The 17,437-nt window shown below is 30.6% G+C and carries 15 protein-coding genes; all 15 read left to right on the forward strand.

The window, feature by feature from the left end:
• The first annotated feature begins 3 nt into the window (after nucleotides 1–3).
• Entirely contained in the window at nucleotides 4–1,374 is a 1,371-nt protein-coding gene (gene pabB / locus EDC18_RS10210) for an aminodeoxychorismate synthase component I (protein WP_132252806.1), read from the forward strand.
• Between the two features lie 24 nt (nucleotides 1,375–1,398).
• Nucleotides 1,399–2,214, forward strand: coding sequence for an aminotransferase class IV (locus EDC18_RS10215; protein ID WP_132252807.1), 816 nt, complete (start codon nucleotides 1,399–1,401; stop codon nucleotides 2,212–2,214).
• A 97-nt stretch (nucleotides 2,215–2,311) separates the two neighbouring features.
• Nucleotides 2,312–2,878 carry a GTP cyclohydrolase I FolE gene (folE, locus tag EDC18_RS10220; protein ID WP_132252810.1) on the forward strand — a complete coding sequence of 189 codons (567 nt, stop codon included), beginning with the start codon at nucleotides 2,312–2,314 and terminating at the stop codon, nucleotides 2,876–2,878.
• Between the two features lie 9 nt (nucleotides 2,879–2,887).
• Nucleotides 2,888–3,736, forward strand: a complete 849-nt coding sequence (gene folP / locus EDC18_RS10225) for a dihydropteroate synthase (RefSeq protein WP_132252812.1) — start codon at nucleotides 2,888–2,890, stop codon at nucleotides 3,734–3,736.
• Between the two features lies 1 nt (nucleotide 3,737).
• Nucleotides 3,738–4,103, forward strand: a complete 366-nt coding sequence (gene folB / locus EDC18_RS10230) for a dihydroneopterin aldolase (RefSeq protein WP_132252813.1) — start codon at nucleotides 3,738–3,740, stop codon at nucleotides 4,101–4,103.
• Nucleotides 4,096–4,572 carry a 2-amino-4-hydroxy-6-hydroxymethyldihydropteridine diphosphokinase gene (gene folK / locus EDC18_RS10235; RefSeq protein ID WP_132252815.1) on the forward strand — a complete coding sequence of 159 codons (477 nt, stop codon included), beginning with the start codon at nucleotides 4,096–4,098 and terminating at the stop codon, nucleotides 4,570–4,572. Before folB ends, folK begins: the two co-directional genes overlap by 8 nt.
• Nucleotides 4,573–4,649: 77 nt before the next feature.
• Nucleotides 4,650–5,204 carry a VanZ family protein gene (locus EDC18_RS10240; RefSeq protein WP_132252818.1) on the forward strand — a complete coding sequence of 185 codons (555 nt, stop codon included), beginning with the start codon at nucleotides 4,650–4,652 and terminating at the stop codon, nucleotides 5,202–5,204.
• A 24-nt stretch (nucleotides 5,205–5,228) separates the two neighbouring features.
• Complete coding sequence (locus tag EDC18_RS10245; protein ID WP_132252820.1) at nucleotides 5,229–6,554, forward strand: MATE family efflux transporter; 1,326 nt, start codon at nucleotides 5,229–5,231, stop codon at nucleotides 6,552–6,554.
• A 356-nt stretch (nucleotides 6,555–6,910) separates the two neighbouring features.
• Entirely contained in the window at nucleotides 6,911–8,035 is a 1,125-nt protein-coding gene (locus EDC18_RS10250) for an S-layer homology domain-containing protein (RefSeq protein WP_132252822.1), read from the forward strand.
• A gap of 15 nt (nucleotides 8,036–8,050) precedes the next feature.
• Entirely contained in the window at nucleotides 8,051–8,386 is a 336-nt protein-coding gene (locus EDC18_RS10255; RefSeq protein WP_132252825.1) for a hypothetical protein, read from the forward strand.
• Nucleotides 8,383–9,522 carry an S-layer homology domain-containing protein gene (locus EDC18_RS10260; RefSeq protein ID WP_132252827.1) on the forward strand — a complete coding sequence of 380 codons (1,140 nt, stop codon included), beginning with the start codon at nucleotides 8,383–8,385 and terminating at the stop codon, nucleotides 9,520–9,522. The genes EDC18_RS10255 and EDC18_RS10260 overlap by 4 nt, the downstream gene beginning before the upstream one ends.
• Nucleotides 9,523–9,536: 14 nt before the next feature.
• Entirely contained in the window at nucleotides 9,537–9,872 is a 336-nt protein-coding gene (locus tag EDC18_RS10265) for a hypothetical protein (RefSeq protein WP_132252830.1), read from the forward strand.
• Complete coding sequence (locus EDC18_RS10270; protein WP_132252832.1) at nucleotides 9,869–11,008, forward strand: S-layer homology domain-containing protein; 1,140 nt, start codon at nucleotides 9,869–9,871, stop codon at nucleotides 11,006–11,008. Before EDC18_RS10265 ends, EDC18_RS10270 begins: the two co-directional genes overlap by 4 nt.
• A 14-nt stretch (nucleotides 11,009–11,022) precedes the next feature.
• Nucleotides 11,023–13,383 carry a hypothetical protein gene (locus EDC18_RS10275; RefSeq protein ID WP_132252833.1) on the forward strand — a complete coding sequence of 787 codons (2,361 nt, stop codon included), beginning with the start codon at nucleotides 11,023–11,025 and terminating at the stop codon, nucleotides 13,381–13,383.
• 18 nt (nucleotides 13,384–13,401) lie between these two features.
• Nucleotides 13,402–17,424 (forward strand): hypothetical protein, encoded by a 4,023-nt coding sequence (locus EDC18_RS10280; RefSeq protein WP_132252836.1) that lies wholly within the window; start codon nucleotides 13,402–13,404, stop codon nucleotides 17,422–17,424.
• Nucleotides 17,425–17,437: the final 13 nt, after the last annotated feature.

Genomic DNA, 17,437 nt, shown 5'->3' on the forward strand with positions numbered 1-17,437 from the left:
AAAATGTATATTAAAGAAGTAAAAACATCCCTAGATTCTTTTGAATTATATACAGTATTTAAAGATAGAGATTATAGTTTTATATTGGATAGCAGTATGAACCATAATAGATTGGGAGAGTACTCCTTTATAGGATTTGACCCTTATTTACTCTTTGAAAGTAAGGGAAATGAAGTGCGAATAAAAAAAGATGGTATGGAAGAAATAATTACTGAAGATCCATTTCATAAATTAAAAGAAATTCTTAAAATTTATCAAATGGATTATAAAGCAGACTTGCCTTTTGTAGGGGGATTAGTTGGCTACTTATCCTATGACTTATGCCACTTTATAGAAAAATTCCCAAGAACAGCAGTGGATGATGTGAATATTCCAGATTGTCATTTTGGGTTATATGATGGGGTTATCGTAATTGATCATATCAATGAGAAAACCTATATTACATCATTAGGTATAAAAGGGGAAGAAAAAAACATAGTAGCTGAAATAGAAAAAGCAATAGAAGAAAGTGAAAATAGAAGTATACAAAAGAGTGTAAAGAAGAAAAATAAAGATATAGTTCTAAAATCAAATATAGAAAAAAGAGATTACTTAAGAAAAGTACAAAAAATTAAAGAGTATATAAAAGCAGGGGACATATACCAAGCCAATATGACTCAAAGATTTGAGTGTGAATTAGAAGAAAGTCCTTATGAATTATATAAAAGACTTAGGGCAATAAACCCATCACCTTTTGGTGGATTTATTGATTTTGGACAAGGTCAAATACTCTCTAGTTCTCCAGAGAGATTTATAAAAATTAAAGATAGAAACATAGAAACAAGACCCATAAAAGGGACTAGGCCTAGAGGAAAAACCCCAGAGGAAGATATTCTTAATAGAGAAGAACTGATAAATAGTGAAAAAGACAAAGCCGAGCTTCTTATGATTGTTGACTTAGAAAGAAATGATATAGGAAAGATTGCAAAGACAGGTTCAGTAAAGGTGACAGAGCTTTTTCACTTAGAAGAATATGCGACGGTTTATCACTTGGTTTCAACAGTGGTTGGAGAAATAAAAGAAGACTATGATGTTATTGATTGTATTAAGGCAACTTTTCCAGGTGGTTCTATAACAGGTGCACCCAAAATAAGAGCTATGGAAATTATTGATGAATTAGAACCAACTCAAAGGAATATATACACAGGATCCATAGGGTATATAGGTTTAAATGGGGATGTGGATTTAAACATTGTTATAAGAACCATCCTTTGTAAAGATCATAAAGCCTATTTTCAAGTAGGTGGAGGTATTGTTTGGGACTCTGATCCAGAATCAGAATATGAAGAAACATTACACAAAGGCAGGGCATTGGTAAGGGCATTAAAGGAATAAAAAAGATATTAGGTCGGTGAAAAGATGTTTGTTAATATAAATGGCAAGAATATACCCCAAGTAAGTAGTAATGTATCCCCTTTAAAAGAAGGGTTTTCTTACGGGTATGGTGTTTTTGAAACAATTAAATTCGAGAAAAATAAAATATATTTTTTAAAAGAACACTTACAACGACTTTTTGATGGTTGTAAAAAATTAAACATTAACCCAACTTTTAATGAAGAACAAATAATACAACATTCAAAAGAAATTATTAAGAAAAATGAATTAGACAACGGTGTCTTAAAAATTACTATTGCTAAAAACAATCAAGAAAGTGACTTAATCATTACAGTAAGAAAAAACACATATACTAAGGAACAGTATGAAAAAGGATTCAGACTATCTTTTACAGAAGTAAAAAGAAACCAAGACTCTTTATTAGTCAATATAAAATCAAATAACTATATAGAAAATCTAATTGCAAGGCAAAAAGCAATAGAAACTGGATTTGATGAAGTGATATTTGAAAACACAAAAAATCATATTTGTGAAGGTGCCATATCCAATATATTTTTTATCAAAAACAGTGTTGTATATACCCCAGCCATAGAATGTGGATTGTTGCCAGGAATTATAAGAGATAAAATAATAAGTATTGGAAAAGGGTTAAAATTAATTGTAAGAACAGGTCAATACTCAAAAGAAGACCTATTAACTTCAGATGAAATATTCATCACCAATTCCTTATTAGAAATAATGCCTGTGGTTCAATTAGAAAATAAAAAGTACGACATTAAGACGAACCTTATTACAAAAATGTTAATTAGAGAATTAAATGAAATAAAAGAAAACTATTAAAGGTGCCCTTTGAAAAAAATGTAGAATAATGATATGATAAAAGTACACTTAAAGCTAGAAGCATAAGATAAACTGTTTGAAGAAAAGAGGTTGAAAAATGGACAGGCAAAAGATAGAAAATGCAGTTAGAGATATTCTAGCAGCTATTGGAGAAGACCCTAATAGAGAAGGCCTCCTTGATACACCAAAAAGAATAGCCAAAATGTACGAAGAAATTTTCAGTGGGTTAAATGAAGACCCAAAAGAGCATTTGGAAATATATTTTGAAGAAGAGAATCACGAAGAATTGGTATTGGTAAAAGACATACCTTTTTATTCTGTATGTGAACATCATTTGGTACCATTTCACGGAATAGCCCATGTTGGATACATTCCTAAAAATGGTAAACTAACAGGATTGAGTAAGTTAGCAAGAGTAGTTGAAACAGTGGCTAGAAGACCACAATTACAAGAAAGATTAACCTCAACCATTGCTGATGCAATAGAGGAAAAATTAAGCCCATATGGTGTAATTGTAGTTGTTGAAGCGGAACATATGTGTATGACTATGAGAGGGGTTAAGAAATCCGGATCAAAAACCCTTACATCTGCTGTTAGAGGTGTATTCCAAAAGGATGGTAAAGTAAGAGCTGAAGCTATCTCATTAATCAATTTCGGAAGATAGGTGATTATGATGAATAGTATAAAATCTACTTTAAATAGAAAAGTAACTATAAAATGTGGCAATAAAACCTTTCAATTTGGTACCAAAACTTATATTATGGGCATTCTTAATATAACCCCAGATTCTTTTTCAGATGGGGGTAATTACTTTGAGTTATACAAAGCCATAGAACATGCCAATGAGATGATAAAAGAAGGTGCTGATATTATCGATGTTGGAGGGGAATCCACAAGACCTGGTGCAGATGAAGTAGATGTAAAAACAGAATTGAAAAGGGTTCTGCCTATTGTTGAAAAGCTAGTTGCTGAAGTCAATATCCCTATATCTGTAGATACGTATAAGGCAGAGGTGGCTGAAAAAGTGTTAGAGGCAGGCGCCCATATGATTAACGATGTGTGGGGGCTTCAAAGAGAACCCCAAATAGCCAATATAGTAGCCAAGTACAATGTGCCTGTGGTTATAATGCATAATCAAAAGGGAACAGAATATAAAACAGATATTATGGAATCTATTAAAGAATTCCTTAAAAAATCCATACAAATAGCAAAGACAGCAGGTATTCAAGAAGAAAATATAATAGTAGATCCAGGATTAGGCTTTGGCAAAAACTTTGAACAAAACATAGAAGTTATGTCAAGACTAGGGGAATTAAATGAATTAGGATACCCTATTCTATTAGGAACTTCAAGAAAATCTATGATAGGAAAAATATTAGATTTAGAGCCTAAGGCTAGAGTGGAAGGCACATTATCAACAACTGTTATGGGAATTATACAAGGTGTGGATATGGTTAGAGTGCATGATATAAAAGAAAATTTTAGAACCATAAAAGTAACGGATAAAATAGTGAGGTCATAGTATGGATAAAATAATAATGAAAAACTTAGGATTTTACGGTTACCATGGCGTTTTACAAGAAGAAAAGACATTAGGACAAAAGTTTTTTATAGATGTTGAATTATATGTTGATCTAAAAAAAGCAGGAGAAACAGATGATTTGAATTACACCATTAATTATGCAACAGTATATGATCTAATAAAAGACATAACAGAGAATAAAGTATTTAATCTTATAGAAGCATTAGGAGAGCATATTGTAAATAAGATACTAAGTCATTATCAAGAAATAAAAGAAATTAATATAAGGATAAAAAAACCAGAAGCACCAGTTAAAGGCATATATGATTACTTTGGAGTTGAACTAAGGAGAAAAAGAAATGGCTAAAGTATATCTTGGACTAGGTAGTAATATAGGAGATAAAGAACAAAACTTAAAACAAGCAATAAAGTTGCTACAAGAACATAAACAAATAAAACTGATGAAAAAATCTTCTATATATGTAACAGATCCAGTTGGATATACGGATCAAGATGTTTTTTATAATCAAGTCATTGAGGTAGAATCAGATTTAGAGCCATATGATTTGTTAGCTTATGTTAATGAAGTAGAAGAAATTCTTAAAAGAAAAAGGCTTATTCGGTGGGGACCTAGAACCATTGATATTGACATATTGCTTTATGACGAGTACATATCACAAGATGAAAAATTAACAATACCTCATCCAAGAATGACTGAACGAGCTTTTGTTATGGTACCCTTATTTGAACTCACTCAGGATGTAAAAATTAATGGAAAAGACATAAAAGTTATTTATGAAGCGATAGATAAAAACGGTGCAAAGAAAAAAGTGTGATATATTGAAACCACTGTTAAAACGGTGGTTTTTTGCTAGGAAACTATTGGTTTCAAAATGATGAGAGTAGGTATAAAATGATTAGGATTAATTTTATATTATGTTTATTTATAATTATTCCTATTTGGTTAATAAGTAGAAGAAAAAGATTTGTGCAAAGAAGAAAAAGATTTAATCCCTATAGAGAATTTTTAGTGAATATATTATTCATTTATTTTCTATGGGTAGCTTATTTAACTCTAAGCCCTTTTTACTTTACAATACCAATATTAGGAGGAAGAAATTTTTATTTTGACACAAAATTATTTTATAATTTAAGGCATATGGCAAGAGGTTATTTAAGATTACAATTATTATATTCAGTAGGAAATATTGCAATGTTTATTCCTTTTGGTATTTTAATACCATTAATCTATAAAAAGGCACGAAGATTTTATATAATTGTGTTTTTAAGTTTTATGTTTTCTTTAACAATAGAGTTAACCCAAGTATTGTTTACAGTGTTTAGAAGTGGGACGGTAGACGATTTGTTTTTTAATACTTTAGGGGGCGTTATAGGGTATATAGGTTATATTATAATAAAAAAATTAAGTAAACGTATTAAAGTATTGGGTAAGTTTTTAATTCCATAGATACGTTTTATAAGGAAAAGGCACATGAAAAATAAATTAGACTTACAAAATGATAATATTAAGAAACTGTTTTTCTCATATCTAATACCCTCCATTTGTGGCACAATCGTCACTTCTATTTATATATTAGTAGATACCATAATGATTGGAAAAGGCATTAGCAATTATGCTGTTGCAGGGTTAAACATTATATTGCCATTGTTTACCTTGTTTTTTGGAACAGGTCTTCTATTTGGCGTAGGAGGCTCTGTTCTACTGTCTTATTATAGAGGTAAAAAAGATTATGTTAATGAAGATCAATGCTTCTCAACAGCAGTTGTATTAAATATATTAGCGAGTATTTTTTATGTGGTAATATTTATTGTATTTTTTGAGGAAATTATTTACTTTTTAGGTGCCACAGACCACACCATAAAATACATTACTGATTATGGAATGGTATTTGCTGTAGGAATTCCTTTTTTTATATGTTCTTCTTTTTTGCAAACATTCCTTCGCAATGATAAAGCTGCAAAACTAGCAATGATGGCTGTAGTATCCGGTGGTATCTTAAACATCCTTTTAGATTACTACTTTATATTTGTTTTTAAATGGGGTATGAAAGGTGCCGCTATGGCAACTGTAATCGGAAATATGACTACTTGTATTATTCTATTAATGCATTTTAGATCGAAGAGGAATAAATTATTCTTTAGGTTTAATGGTATATCAATACAAAAAATTAAAGATATCATTATAAATGGGCTATCTACATTTTCTAATGAAATATCATTAGGCATTGTTATATTTATATTTAATATTCAATTATTAAGGTATATAGGTGATATTGGTGTAATGGTTTATGGTGTTATTGCTAATACAACAGCCATAGCTACTTCCTTATGTAATGGTATTTCCCAAGCAGTACAACCTATCGCCTCCACAAATTATGGCGGAGGTAGAATGGATAGGATAAAACACCTGAAAAAACTCGGATTAAATACAGCATTTATAACGGGAACAATATTTTGTGTTGCAGGTTTACTTTTTCCAAAGTTTATCATTAACATATTCTTAAGACCTAATGAAGAAATAATAACTTTAGGCGTTCAAGGCATATCGATATTTTTTATTTCCTTTATAGGTCTTTCAGGAAATATTTTTTTAAATAATTTTTATCAAGCGGTATTAAACCCAGAAAGAGCTTTGTTAATAAGTTTGTTAAGAGGGGTAATATTAAGTTTATTATTTGTATTTATTCTGCCACCATTTTTAGGTGTAACTGGAATTTGGCTAGCGATGCCATTAGCTGAAACCATAACCTTGTTGGTTGCTATTAATAAAAGCTATAAAAATAAGTTATTATTATAATCATACTAGGATTTTGCAGATAGGAATATTTTAATGTATTATAAAGTTATCAAACATTAGGGAAAGTAAGATGTTAAGCAATGGATTAGAATCTAATTACCATTTTATCAAGAGATTTTATAGCACCAAATAAAAAAATATTTAGATATTGTGTAATTCCATAAACTCACGAGTAAAACGAATAAAAGTTTGAATTAATAAAAACTTTTATTCGTTTTTTTTAATAAGAATCAACATTTGACAAAACATTTAATTGTATCTTAAAATTAATGTAATATTAAAGTGTTTTTTTGCAACAGGACAACAATAAAAGCATTATTAAATAATAAGTTAATTTTAAGGAGAGTGCATATTTTATGAAAAAAAACATCGTAATTTTATTAATTGCTACGATTTTAATGAGTAGTATAGGAGGGATATCTGCTCAAGGAAAAAACTTGGCAGACATAAGCAGCCATTGGGCTAAAAATCAAATTGAAGAATTGGTTTCAAGGGGCATTATAAATGGTTATGAAGATGGTACATTTCGACCTGAAAATACCCTAAGCACAGGAGAATATTTAAAACTTGTAATTGCCGCATTAGGTTTTACAGACATAACAAATGCAACCAGTGGACATTGGGCTAATAATTACAGAACAAAAGCAGTTGAATTGGGTATTATTAAGAGTAATGATTATGTAGGAAATAGTCAATTGGATAGACCTATAACAAGAACAGAAATGACAAGAATAATTGTTAATGCGTATGAGTATAAGGAAAAGACAAGCATACCAGTAAATGAAGATTTTAAATTCATCATTAAAGATTATAACAACATAGGAAACAATGATGTTAATACTGTATTAAAGTCATATAAGGCTGGGTTAATAGTAGGGGATACAAATAACAACTTTAGACCTACTGGAAATGCAACAAGAGCTGAAGCAACAACAGTAATAATGAGATTAATAGACAAAAGCTATAGGGTAACCATAGACCCAGATAGTTTATTTAATACAGTAGAATCTTTAGGGTTAAAAATGCAACAAGTAGAAGACTTTGGAGATTTGTTTATTAATCTTAGAACAGGTACACATATGTTATTACCAAGAGTTACTGAAATAGTCTTTATAAAAGAAGAACATCTACCCTTTAAGATAGAAAATACAATTATCTATTCTATTGAGAAAAAAGTGTATGACAATGTAGAAAGGTTAAGAGTTGTCCAAAATAGATTAATAGGAACTGACTTAGGTATGCACGTATATTATATTAATGACAAAGACAAAGCATCAAGATTTCGTGGTGATAAAACATTATTCAGTGGAAATATAGACGATAAAAAAAGAGATGGTGTTTATGACATAGTAAGCATACAAGATGTACTATATTATCCTAACTGGAAAGATTTTAATTTTACAACCACAGAATATATACTTTTTAAACCTTTTGGGGATGATGTTGCTATTGCATTAGAAAGTCCTTGGTATAAAAAATAGGGGGGTGTAACATAAATGAAAAAAAGTATATCCATTATTTTAAGTTTTGTTTTAGCCCTATTAGTTTTAAATAGTAATTATACTGATGTTAATAGTGCATACGTTGAGGGAGAGTTTAGGTATATTGTAGACATTGCCTACTATGATACTTGGTTACGCTCAGATGGGGTGACTTGGATAGACAATGTTAGCCCTTCAAGGTCACAAAGAGTTACTTTTTCTGCATCACATAGTAGGACATTTACTAATAGAAAAGATGAAATTATTGAAAAAGCAGAGAAGTATTGTGATAAAGAGATAATCACATATGAAGAACTAAAATCTAATAATAAGAGGGTGGAGATAATATGAAAACGGCACAAATGAAAAAAAAATTATCAGTATTACTAATGGTGATCATTATTTTAACAAGCATTAACATTACAGCAGCATCAAATTTAAATTTAAAGGATATTAACGACCATTGGGCTAAAAACCAAATTGAAGAATTGGTTTCAAGGGGCATTATAAATGGTTATGAAGATGGTACATTTCGACCTGAAAATACCTTAAGCACAGGAGAATATTTAAAACTTGTAATTGCTGCATTAGGTTTTACAGACATAACAAATGCAACAAGTGGACATTGGGCTAATGATTACAGAACAAAAGCAGTTGACTTAGGTATTATTAAGAGTAATGATTATGTAGGAAATAGTCAATTAAATAGACCTATAACAAGAACAGAAATGACAAGAATAATTGTTAATGCGTATGAGTATAAGGAAAAGACAAGCATACCAGTAAATGATGATTTTAAGTTCATCATTAAAGATTTTAACAACATAGGAAACAATGATGTTAATACTGTATTAAAGTCATATAAGGCTGGGTTAATAGTAGGGGATACAAATAACAACTTTAGACCTACTGGAAATGCAACAAGAGCTGAAGCAACAACAGTAATAATGAGATTAATAGACAAAAGTTATAGGGTAAGCATAGACCCTGATAGTTTATTTAATACAGTAGAATCTTTGGGATTAAAAATGCAACAAGTAGAAGATTTTGGAGATTTGTTTATTAACCTTAGAACAGGTATTCATAACTTGTTGCCAAGAATCACTGAAATAGTCTTTATAAAAGAAGAACACTTACCATTTAAAATAGAAAACACAATTATCTATTCTATTGAAAAAAAAGTGTATAACAATGTAGAAAGAATAAGGGTTGTTCAAAGTATATCACCTAGAGTTAATGAAGGTATAGATGTATTCTTAATTAACGACAAAGATAAAGCATCAAGATTTCGTGGTGATAAAACATTATTCAGCGGAAACATAGACGACAAAAAAAGAGATGGTGTTTATGACATAGTAAGCATACAAGATATTGGATATTATCCTAATTGGAAAGACTTTGATTTTACAACTACAGAATTTATACTTTTTAGACCTTTTAGGGATGATGTTGCTATTGCATTAGAAAATCCTTGGTATAAAAAATAGGGGGTGTAACATAAATGAAAAAAAGTATAGCCATTATTTTAAGTTTTGTTTTAGCACTATTAGTTTTAAATAGTAATTATACTGATGTTAATAGCGCACACGTTGAGGGAGAGTTTAGGTATATTGTAGACATTGCCTACTATGATACTTGGATACGTGCAGATGGGGTGACTTGGATAGACAATGTTAGCCCTTCAAGGTCACAAAGAGTTACTTTTTCAGCATCACATAGTAGGACATTTACTAATAGAAAAGATGAAATTATTGAAAAAGCAGAGAAGTATTGTGATAAAGAGATAATCACATATGAAGAACTAAAATCTAATAATAAGAGGGTGGAGATAATATGAAAACAGCACAAATGAAAAAAAAATTATCAGTATTACTAATGGTGATCATTATTTTAACAAGCATTAACATTACAGCCGCATCAAATTTAAATTTAAAGAATATTAACGATCATTGGGCTAAAAATCAAATTGAAGAATTGGTTTCAAGGGGCATTATAAATGGTTATGAAGATGGTACATTTAGACCTGAAAATACCCTAAGCACAGGAGAATATTTAAAACTTGTAATTGCTGCATTAGGTTTTACAGGCATAACAAATGCAACCAGTGGACATTGGGCTAATGATTACAGAACAAAAGCAGTTGACTTAGGTATTATTAAGAGTAATGATTATGTAGGAAATAGTCAATTGAATAGACCTATAACAAGAACAGAAATGACAAGAATAATTGTTAATGCGTATGAGTATAAGGAAAAGACAAGCATATCAGTAAATGATGATTTTAAGTTCATCATTAAAGATTATAACAACATAGGAAACAATGATGTTAATACTGTATTAAAGTCATACAAAGTTGGTTTAATAGTAGGAGATACAAATAACAACTTTAGACCTAATGGAAACGCAACAAGAGCTGAAGCAACAACAGTAATAATGAGATTAATAGACAAAAGTTATAGGGTAATCATAGACCCTGATAGTTTATTTAATACAGTAGAATCTTTGGGCTTAAAGATGCAACAAGTAGAAGATTTTGGAGATTTGTTTATTGAACTTAGAATGGGTACACATATGTTATTGCCAAGAGTTACTGAAATAGTCTTTATAAAAGAAGAACACTTACCATTTAAAATAGAAAATACAATTATCTATTCTATTGAGAAAAAAGTATATAACAATGTAGAAAGACTAAGAGTTGTTCAAAATAGAGTCACTGGTATGGATTTTGGTATGGACCTGTATTTTATTAATGATAAAGATAAAGCAACTAGGATTAGGGGTGATAAAACATTATTTAGTGGAAATATAGACGAGAAAAAAAGAGATGGTGTTTATGATATTGTAAGTATACAAGATATTGGATATTATCCTAATTGGAAAGATTTTGATTTTACAACTACTGAATATATCCTTTTCACTCCATATAGGGATAATATTGCAATTGTATTAGAAAATCCTTGGTATAAGAAATAGGGGGTTTATCATAAATGAAGAAAAATATATCTATTGTTTTAATTTTTATTTTAGCCCTATTGGTTTTTAATAGTAATTATACTGATGTTAATAGTGCATATAGTGAAGGAGAGTTTAGGTATATTATAGACATTGCCTACTATGATACTTGGATACGTGCAGATGGGGTGACTTGGATAGACAATATTAGCCCCTTCAGGTCACAAAGAGTTACTTTTTCAACATCACATAGTAGGACATTTACTAATAGAAAAATAAAAGATGTTAAAGTACAAAGGTATTATGGTAGTCCAATGGAATATTTCACAGGTTCAAGGTCGGATGATTGGGGTTTTTACAATAATAGATCCTCTGGTAATATTTCAGTAAGCGCATCTAATATTAGGGGAATTGGTACAGATACAGTAAGTTTTAACACTACCATTAATGCCATATTAAATGCAGTAGCCCCCTTAAATATTTCAGACACAGCCACCCACCCACTAGACCCCAACGCAAGGGGCTTTAGAACATTCATCCCCTTACTAATAATCGTTGAATTAGAACCAATAGGAAGTGCAACTGTAAATGGCAATTTAACAACACCTGAAAATGTATATACCATTGGGCCATACTCAGAAAGCGTTGATATCCCTATTACAGTAAATGCTACAGCAAATTTAGCAGGCGGTGCGACAGTAAACAACATCGATGAAATCTCTGCAACATATGGCAGTATCACTAATAAACAATCTAAAGCACAACAAGTAAGTACAACAAGTACCTACAGGGCATCAAGAGCAAATTATCCAGTAGGAACACATCAAATAGAATTAAGTGGATCCGTTGGCCTTAAAGCTTATAATAATTTAGATACAAAAAAAGTATCTAAAACAGTTACTCTAGTAGTAGAAGAAAAAGGAGCCGATCCTTTTGTATCTTTAAATGTAATAACAACACCAAAACGTTCAAAGTTTAATGACGGTGATATAAATATAAATATAAAACTTGAAGCACAAGCACATAACATTGTAAATATTAACAATATTAAAGAATGGGAATTCTTTGCAAGAGAAAAAGAAGTTATGGATGCATTAATAAAAAAGGATTATAACAAGAGTTTTACGTCTGAAGCAAGCTTTGATTTTATAATACCAAAAGAGAGAGTAATCACAGACAATTTTATTCAGGAATACGTAGTAAGAGCTAGATTACATTTTATAACACCTGTAAATGGAGAAACATCTATTGATATTCCTGCAGAAACTTTTTCAGAAGTTTATAAAGTAGAACCTGAATTTGAACCACCAATTACAGAACCAGAACCAGGACCTAACTTACCACCAGTAGCAATAATATCAGCTCCATATTTTGTTAAAGCAGGGGATGATGTATATGTAAGTGGATTAAATTCCTATGATCCTGATGGAACAGTAGTAGGTTACAATTGGTTAATGCCATCAGCAGAAAATAAACTTACAACAGAAGATAGTGGCTACATATGGTACCCAACATCAGCAATAGGAAATAATATGATACAGTTAACAGTTATTGATGATAAAGGCAGTTTTGGTAATGCAGTACCACATACAATAATGGTCACTCAACCTACTCCGACAGCCAACTTGAGAATCAAAGGAAATTTAAAAGAAAATAGAAAAATAATTATAGATGGAAGTGAATCATCATCACCGACAAGGTTCCCTTTAGACTATTCAAAAAGTCAATTAACCATTGAAGCAATCTCAGGAAATCAAGAAAGCATTAGATATAATGGCAGCTTAAATGGAATATTAGAAAAAGATATACTTATTAAAGAACAAGGCACATATAAAATTACGCTATACGTAGAAAATGTATTAGGATATTCCAGTATAGCAACTCAAATTATAAATGTAGCGCCTGACTTACCTCCAAGAGCGAGGTTTAGCAAACTAAATAGGGTATACAGAGATAGTAATGATTCAAATTTTGCATCTATAGACATATATTGTATGAGTTTTTCACCTGATAGAGATATAATAAATGATCGAATATGGACAATTACATACAATGACAATAACTCTAAGCTAGCCAATGGACAACCTAACTTTTTAGATAATACATCTTTCTCTTTCAGAAACTCAGAGCTTGAAACCAACCAAGAAAAAACCATTATACATAATGGTGAAACATATAAAATTACAAAACGTTCAGAAGAACATATCATACTAAAAGCAAAAGAAGTAGGTAATTATCTTATAGAACTAGAGGTAATAGAAAGGCTTGGCCAAGATACAATTATTGAGTTTTTAGAGCCTTTAGACTATAAAAGAGGTAATTCTGATTATATGGATATTACTGAAAAATATACTACTATATGGAACAGACCTCCAATTGTTGATTTTTTACCTTAAAAAAGGAGGACTAAGATAATGAAAAAAAAGTCATATGTTATATCATTTTTAATTATTATATTTGCGTTTAATAGTTTAAGTTTAAGAACATATTCTTATCAACACATTGAGCCTGAATTAACTTATGATAGCGCACTTGGATTTTTAGATAGAAATGGAAATATTCTTAGATTTCGATGGGATCGATTTGATGTTTATAAAAATAAAACACTAACGCATAGCTATAATACAGGATTAGGAAATGTAAATGGTTATTTTTTTCAATCAACAACCTTATATAAAGAATTTGATAATGGTAATTTAGGTATTGTGTCTCTTTGGACTGATTTTGATTACCAGTTTCACAGATATTATTACACTCTTTTTCGTTGGGATGAACCTACACAACAATATATACTTATAAGCAATACAGTACTTAAAAATACAACTATCGCAAGAGCAGATATTACACCTTATGGATTTGCACTTTATAATAGTGCATTTTATGGATTAGGTGGGACAGTATATGTATTTAATGGAACAGGGTATACTGCAACAGATTATTCAGAAATTCCTTGGAATGCATATGAAACTTTTGTAGGAAGTAATGGTGTTGTCTATAGTGTAAGTCATTTTTCGCAAGAGGTTTTTACATTTAACTCACCTTCATCGGGTTTATCTGCAACTGGATATACAACAGCCACTTTTCCTAATTGGAGAGTATTAATTAGAGATTATACACTTAGACTAGCTAATGGTAATATTCGTAGATGGCACTATTCAAGGGATTTTAATGGAATACCTTATTATAGTAATACTAGAGGTGTTGTTTATTATCCCACAAATTTACCTCCAGAATTGAGTACTGTCAGTCCAATTGAAAACTCAGTTTACGTAGATTATGAAGGTATGAGCGAGATAATAATAGAAGGACATATTCGTGACTTTGATAATGATAAAATTACAGTTACGGCAACAATAGGTGATGTATCAAAATCACTTGATATTGATGATACATTAACACATAAATTCTTTTCTGTTACGTTTGATGTTATTGATGATTTTTTACCTTTAGGAGTTCAAAATATTGAAATTATAGCTAATGATAACAGAGGCGGTATAGCAAAAAAAGAAATTCCTATAAATATTAAAACAAGATTGACAGAAAATACATACATACTTGTTGATAATATTATATATTACACAACTTCATATGAAGATTATGAAAATGATCCTTTATATAAAAATCAGTATAGATTTATACACAACCCTTATTACTTTGATAATAATTTAGGTTTTATTGAAAATACAGGCATTTGGATAGATGAACCTTTTAATAGTTTTAGTAAAACAGGGAATTATATTATAAGTTATAGGGCAAAAGATATTCCTAGAAATGTTGGGGGCTTTGAAGATTATAGGCTATGGAGTAAAGAAAACCTTACACAGATTAATGTTTTTGTGCATAGAAAACCTATACCAGTAGCAATGATTAGTACATCATATAGAAATAGCTCCACAAGATTTATTCACGTAACTGAAGCATCTTATGACCTTGATCATCAAGAAAAATTAGGAAAAGGAATAAGTGATAGACAATGGCAATGGAGAAATATTAATGATTCAACTTGGATAAATGGAGAGCTGCCAAGTTTCTTGTCTATAGATCAAGAGTATATTGCAAGGTTAAGAGTAAGAGATATAGATGGGCCTAGTGGGCTAGGGGTATGGAGTGAGTGGCTAGAGATACCTTTTGACACAACAGGACAGAGAGTACAACCAATAGCATTATTTACATTAACACCTAAAAAAGTTTCTCATAGTGAAATAATTACAGCAACAGATTTATCTTATAGTCCTTCAGGACACCTAATAACAGAAAGAGAATGGGTAATCAAAAGAAAAAATGGTACAATTTTACAAACATTGTCTACAACACCCACATCCAATCAGTTAAAGCAAGGTGGACTAGGTGAGTACACACTACAATTAAGGGTTAGAGATGCTATAGGATGGAGTGAAACTTATCAATTAGAGTATGCTGTTATGAATAACCCACCATTGGCAGATTTTGAAATCCCTGAAGAAGTTTATCGAGATACTATTATAAAACCTATCAATAAATCATTTGATCCTGATAATGATAATATTACTTATAGATGGTATCTCATATTAGATAACGAGGAATATTTTATAAGCAATCAAAAAGAGCCAAACTTTAATATACAACAAATAATAAATAGTCATACCATACCACCAATTAAAGCTATTGATGAGTGGGATGTGAGGTTAAGGGTAACAGATAGCTTTGGGGCTTCATCGACTAGTATTCAAAGTATAAACGTATTAAATCAAGAGCCAATAGCAAGTATGAATGGGCCTATAACTGCAAATCAATATACTCAAGCAACATATACATCTACAAGTATAGATCCTGATACAGCAGATAACCCATTAACACAATATTTATTTAGACATACATTTCCGAATGGTAAAATAATAAATCATACAGGCAGTAGTTATATAGCAAATTTTGATTTAGAAGGTGAACACTTAATTGAACATTGGGTAGTTGATCAAATAGGAGCTGAATCTCAAAGGGTATTTAAGACCGTTGAAGTAGTTGAAAATCAAGCACCTAATATGATAATTACAAATCCTATAGGTACAGAGACAAGTCCAAGTATTATTGTAACGAACCAATTAGATTTAAACTGGCTCTATACTGATTTAGAAGAGGATCAACAAGAAAAATATTCATTTGACTTCTATATAGCAAATGGTAATTTATTGCATTATACAATTAGTGCAGATGACCTTGCTGGAAATATAAGGAGTCATTTATTTAATAAAAGCCTCTTTGAAGAATATGTAAGTTATAGAGTTTTAGGAAGAACCTTTTCAATGTACAAGTGGTCAGAGCCATCTAATGAAGTATACTTTATGTTCGCCCCATTTGAAATACAAGCCAATTTAAGAACCCAGGACAATAGATTCTCAGTAAATTCAATTCCTGCATCTGAAGGACTATTGGTGACAGACATAAAGACGAAGTTTCCATTAGCTCATCATTTAGAAATGGCTATCTATAACAATAGTGGCACTAGATTGACACCTATAAAAACAGTATCTAATAGTCAAGCCATAAGAAATAATAATGATTGGACTTGGAACAATCAAACCTATACCATTCCTGCAACTTTAGCAGATGGGAATTATAAATTTAGAGTTTATGCTAGAAACTCAACAAATCCAAGTTATGTAACTTATACGGAATTTGATATTACTGTAAATACACCAATTAATTTAGTATCAACAATAAGAGATACTTACCAACTAGATGAACCAATGGTGTTTACAGCTACAACAAGTAAGTATGCAACAAGTAATACAGTTAATTTGTATCAAGGTACTGAATATCAGATTACTAGAAATATGACTTTGGTTAACCAAGTAAATGAGATTAACTACTGGTCATATATTCATAATGAAACAAGGGATGTTCCTGACGGGACATACACAGCAAGGTTTACAGCTACTACGCCAAGTGGAAAGTCACAAGTTGTTAATGATGAGTATAATTTAGTAAGTTTAAACATACTTGAATTTACAATCCGAGGTGCATGGAACCATTGGAGAGGACAGGTTAATATACATGGTAATCAATTAAGAAATATGCCACACCGTTTTATGTCCTATGAAAAAGTTTATATTAATGCAATTATTCAAGGCAATCCAGATGAAGTGTATATCAGATTCAGTCCAGAACTTGAATCTATGGTCTTTACTGATCCTAATGGTCACATTTATTATTATCAAAATCATATAGGATACACAGTGGATTTTCCTATTCATATGATATCTTCAGATGAATTGCATTATGAAGTAGAATACATTTTACCACTAGCAAATAGTACAATGGATTATAATGATTATACCCTTAGAGGAAAGTATTGGGTGGAACTCACAGCAATAAAAGGTTCCACAGTAAGAAAAATAAGAATCGATGATATAGATATTACAGGCAACACCCTTGATAGAATCTATATGCAGCAAGAATAAATAATACCGTCCC

Origin of the sequence: Natranaerovirga pectinivora, from assembly GCF_004342165.1 — a bacterium.
Taxonomy (GTDB): Bacteria; Bacillota; Clostridia; order Lachnospirales; family DSM-24629; genus Natranaerovirga; species Natranaerovirga pectinivora.